4 protein-coding genes are annotated in these 4,821 nt (G+C 64.1%); 3 read left to right on the top strand and 1 reads right to left on the bottom strand.

Annotation, left to right across the window (positions count from 1 at the left end):
• Both ACE3UY_RS04360 and ACE3UY_RS04355 read left to right on the top strand, forming a co-directional pair.
• On the top strand, positions 1 to 903 hold a 903-nt coding region (locus ACE3UY_RS04360), incomplete at its 5' end, for a formate dehydrogenase subunit gamma (protein ID WP_374686332.1).
• A 145-nt stretch (positions 904 to 1,048) separates the two neighbouring features.
• Positions 1,049 to 3,346: a hypothetical protein gene (locus ACE3UY_RS04355; protein WP_374686331.1), complete on the top strand. Its 2,298-nt coding sequence runs from the start codon at positions 1,049 to 1,051 to the stop codon at positions 3,344 to 3,346.
• A gap of 218 nt (positions 3,347 to 3,564) precedes the next feature.
• On the opposite strand, the gene ACE3UY_RS04350 is transcribed toward ACE3UY_RS04355, so the two are convergent.
• Positions 3,565 to 3,723, bottom strand: a complete 159-nt coding sequence (locus ACE3UY_RS04350; RefSeq protein WP_374686330.1) for a hypothetical protein — start codon at positions 3,721 to 3,723, stop codon at positions 3,565 to 3,567.
• Positions 3,724 to 4,167: 444 nt separating this feature from the next.
• Here ACE3UY_RS04350 and ACE3UY_RS04345 point away from each other — a divergent pair.
• On the top strand, positions 4,168 to 4,821 hold a 654-nt coding region (locus tag ACE3UY_RS04345; RefSeq protein ID WP_374686329.1), incomplete at its 3' end, for a cytochrome c3 family protein.

The raw sequence follows: 4,821 nt of genomic DNA, 5'->3' as shown, positions 1-4,821 counted from the left end.
GGATTTGAGGATCAAGACGTGAGAGACGACGCACCGGTTATACATCCGGAGACCCAGGAGAAGGAGTACCCCCGGTTCCGCCTGATGGCGCGGATCGAGCACATGATCCTGCTCATCAGCTTCACCATCCTGTGCCTGACCGGCCTGCCGCAGAAGTTCCCCTTCTCGCCTATCTCTACCTGGATCATCAACGCCCTGGGCGGGATCGAGATGGCCCGCTACATCCACCGTTGGGCGGCCATTGTACTCGTGCTCGGCTCCATCTATCACCTGCTGACCTCCAGCTACCGGCTGTTCGTCAAGCACGAGCGGATGCGCATGCTGCCCGACATCAAGGACGGCCTGGATTTGCGCGACACCGTCTTCTACAACCTGGGCCTGCAGGACGATCCGCCGCGCATGCGCAAGTTCAACTTCGGCGAGAAGTTCGAGTACTGGGCGGTCGTATGGGGCACGGCGGTGATGATCATGACCGGCTTCATCCTGTGGAACCCCATCGCTGCCACGGCCATCGTACCGGGCACGTTCATCCCGGCGGCGCTGGAGGCCCACGGCTGGGAGGCGGTGCTGGCCGCCGCGTCCATCGTCATCTGGCATCTCTACAACGTGCTGGTGAAGCACCGCAACAAGAGCATGTTCACCGGCGTGCTCAGCCACAAGATCATGGAGGAGGAGCACATCCTGGAGTTGGAGCGGTTGGAGCGCGGCGGCGACCCGTGGCGGGTCATCCCGCCTGACGCGCTACGGCGGCGACGGCGGGTCTATTTCGCCGTAGCCTCGGTCGTCGTCCTGCTGGCGGCGGCCCTGGTGGTGTGGATGTTCACCTTCGAGCAGACGGCCATCACTACGCTGCCGGAGGCGACACGTGACGTGTTTGTCCCCCTGGCCACGCCCGCGCCGTGAGGCGCTGGCCGGACAGTCTTATCAACCCCACCCCCTCTCCCCACGGGAGAGGGTTAGGGAGAGGGTACGCCCCAGCCTCCGGCGCGAGGCCAAGGTTGTACCATACACATTGTCGTTTTCATATGAGCAAAGGAGGTGAAATGGTATGAGACCTAGTAGACGCTCGCTCGCCTTCCTGGGTATCCTCATCCTGTTAATGAGTCTACTCCTCGCCGCTTGCGCGGATCAGGGAGGCCAGACCCAGGCGACAGAGGAGGCCACCCAGGCGGCTGACGCGAGCACCGAGGAAGCGCCAGAGGCGACCTCAGAGACCGAGGCCCCGGCCGCTGAGGCGGAGCCGACCGCGGAGACCGAGGAGCCAACGGCGGAAGCGCCAGTGGCCGAAGGCGAGACCGAGGCGGTCGCCGCCGGCCCGGCCATTCCCTTCCTCGACGAGTGGACGAACTCGCCCCACAATGACACGGAAGGCGAGCCGTTCAACCACTGGAACGAGGAAGACCCGGCCGAAGTACCGACGGACTGCGCCAAGTGCCACAGTACGCCCGGCTTCCAGGACTTCGTTGGCGCCGATGGCAGCGCGGTCAACGTGGTTGACGCGCCCGCGCCCATCGGCACGACCGTGGAGTGCACGGCCTGCCACAACAACGCCGTCATCGCCCGTTCGAGCGTCATCTTCCCGTCCGGGATCGAGGTGCTCAATCTGGGCAATGAGGCGCGTTGTATGGAGTGCCACCAGGGGCGCGCGTCCACTATCTCGGTGGATCAGCGCATCGCCGACGCCGGCCTGACGGAAGACCTGGACACGGTCAGCGAGGATATGGGCTTCACCAACATCCACTACTACGCCGCGGCGGCGACCCAGTATGGGACGCTGGCCAAGGGCGGGTATGAGTATGGCGGCAATGCCTATGACGCCCGCTTCGACCATGTGCCCAGCCACAACACCTGCATCGAGTGTCACAACCCGCATACGCTCCAGATCAACCTGGAGCAGTGCCAGGCGTGCCACGAAGGTGTCGAGACGGTGGAGGACGTGGCCAACATTCGCATGTTCGGTTCGCTGGTCGACTACGACGGCGACGGCGACATGGAAGAGGGCATCTACTACGAGATCGCGGGGCTGCGCGACCTGCTCTGGCAGGCGATGCAAGCGTACACGATGGAGACGGGCGAGGTCATGATCGGCTACAACGCCGCGGCCTACCCGTACTTCTTCGCCGACACCGACGGCGACGGCACGCTGAGCGAGACGGAGGCGGTCTTCGACAACGCCTTCGGTAACTGGACGGGACGCTTGTCCAAGGCGGCCTACAACTTCCAGGTGTCCCAGAAGGACCCCGGCGTTCACGCCCACGGCGGCAAGTACATCATCCAGTTGCTCTACGACTCGATCACGGACTTGAACGGGGCCGTGAACACGCCGGTGGATATCAGCACCGCCCATCGCATCGACCACGGCCACTTCGCCGGTTCCGAAGAGGCGTTCCGCCACTGGGACGCGGAGGAGGAGGGCGGCGGCATTGTGCCCGGCACTTGCGCCAAGTGCCACACCGCCACCGGCCAACCCCAATTCGTAACCGAAGGCGTGATCACCAGCCAGCCGGCCAGCAACGGCCTGAACTGCGGCACGTGCCACAACGACCTGCAGGAGTTCACGATCTACGAGGTGAATTCCGTGCGCTTCCCCAGCGGGGCGACGGTCTCCTTCGGCGAACGCGACTTCTCGGCCAACATGTGCCTCAACTGCCACCAGGGGCGCGAGTCCACGGTCAGCGTCAATACGCGCATCGGCGACAAGCCGGATGACGAGGTCAACGAAGACCTGCGCTTTGTCAATATCCACTACTTCGCCGCCGGCTCCACGCTGTTCGGCACGGAAGTCAAGGGCGCCTACGAGTTCGAGGGTCGGGAGTACACCGGCAAGAACCAGCACGTTGCTACCTATGACTCCTGCACCGAGTGCCACTCCATCCACGAGTTGACGGTCGTGATTGAGGATTGCGGCGATTGCCACGAGGGCGCGGACTCCATCGAGGGGCTGCGCACCATCCGCATGAGCGACATCGACTACGATGGCGACGGCGACATCACCGAAGGCGTCTACGGCGAGATTGACACGATGCGCGAAGCGTTGCTGACGGCCATCCAGGCTTACGCGGTCGACGTGACAGGCACGGCCATCGTTTACAACTCAGCTTCCTACCCGTACTGGTTCGCGGACGCGGACGGGAACGGGCAGGTGAACGGCGAGGAAGAGGGCTTTGCCAGTTGGACACCCAATCTGCTGCGCGCGGCGTACAACTACCAGGACTCCCAGAAGGAGCCGGGGGCCTACGCCCACAACTCGTCGTACATCATGCAAATCCTGTACGACTCGATCCAGGCTGTCCGCGGCGACGTGGCGGCGATGACCCGCGCTGAGGTGCGGACGTTCGAGGATTAAGAGGGGAAGAATCCACAGATTTCACAGATTACACAGATTTTGTGGCGTCGGTGAAGTCTGGGGATGCTTCATAGTTTAGGTTCCTGGAGGGCCGAGGTAACTCGACCCTCCAGGTTCTTGGCGACGAAAAGGGCCGCGCCTCCTCTGGGAAGCGCGGCCCTTTGTAGCGCAGCCTGCGAAGCTGCGGTAGATGCGAAGAGGCAGCCTCACAGGCTGCGTTACGCCGGCCGTTCCTGGATCGACTCCTCGCCCTCATCTGGCTCCACGCCAAAGACGCGGCGGGCCAGGCGGGCCAGGCCCAAGATGACCAGCGCCGGCAAGCCGATACGCACGGCGAAGAAGACAACCACCGTCAAAATCCCCTCAAACTCGTTCATGGCTTTCCCTTTTATCCTGTGTCGGGGCGGCGTGGCCGTCCCCGATCACCGTCAGTCGCTACTATTTTTCTCAGCATCAGCATAGATGATCCCGCCCTGCGTGTAAATCGGGCGAAGCAGCCATTCGGAGTGGTGTGTTTGCCCCAAGCGCGGAAGACGCGGGATAAGCATCCCGCGCCACGTTGGCGGATACGGGATAAGAATCTGGTGCCACACTGGCTCACTCCCCCACGCCGCCCCCCTACCTGATGGGGTAACTGCCCCATGCCCTGGCGTGGCGCGGGATGCTTATCCCGCGTCTTCCCCCTCCCTAAATCAGGTATTCGCCCAATTTACCCCGCCCCCGCCGCCCCTTATACTGCTACTAACCTCCTTGAAGAGTTGCTCATTCTATCGGTCCGCCGCCCGGCTCTCGCCGGTCACGGAGGAGAGGTTGACAATCTGATGCGCATCCAAATCCCACGACTGATCGTCTGTAGCGCGCTCCTCGGCGCGCTGTTGGCGATCCTGGCGTTCGCGGCCATCCCCGCCGCCAGCGCCGCGCCGGCCCGGCAAGACGCCACGCCCGTGCCCAACGCCCAGGAGTGCACCGGCTGCCACGAGGGCATCCGCGGCTACTGGGGGGAGAGCGCCCACGGCTACGCCATGACCGACCCCGCGTTCCAGCGGGCCTGGACGGAGCAGGGCACGCCGAAGGAATGCCTGGCCTGCCACACCACCGGCTACAATCCCGAAACCGGCGCGTACAACGAGGGCGGCGTCGGCTGTCTGGCCTGCCACTCGCCCGTGCCCAGCAATCATCCCGACGCCTACATGCCCACCGACGTCTCCTCACGTCTGTGCGGCACGTGCCACGTGGAGACGTTCGACGAGTGGGAGCAGAGCGAGCACGGCCAGCAGGGTATGACCTGCAATCAGTGCCACAACCCGCACACGACCGCGCTGAAAGTGGGCAGCTCGCAGGAGCTATGTCATAGCTGCCACAACACCGAGGGCCACTACTACTCCTTCACCGGCCACGCCCGCGAGGGGCTGCTGTGCACCGACTGTCACCTGCGCGTGTCCGACTCGCCGGCGGCCGGCACGGAGGGACACGGC

It is taken from the genome of Promineifilum sp. (SeqCode), assembly GCF_041918635.1.
Taxonomy (GTDB): Bacteria; Chloroflexota; Anaerolineae; order Promineifilales; family Promineifilaceae; genus Promineifilum.
This window is presented reverse-complemented; position numbering and strand designations above follow the sequence as displayed.

Coding starts and splice junctions, on each gene's coding strand:
- ACE3UY_RS04355 (WP_374686331.1), top strand. CDS start 1,049: ATGAGACCTAGTAGACGCTCGCTCGCCTTCCTGGGTATCCTCATCCTG.
- ACE3UY_RS04350 (WP_374686330.1), bottom strand. CDS start 3,723: ATGAACGAGTTTGAGGGGATTTTGACGGTGGTTGTCTTCTTCGCCGTG.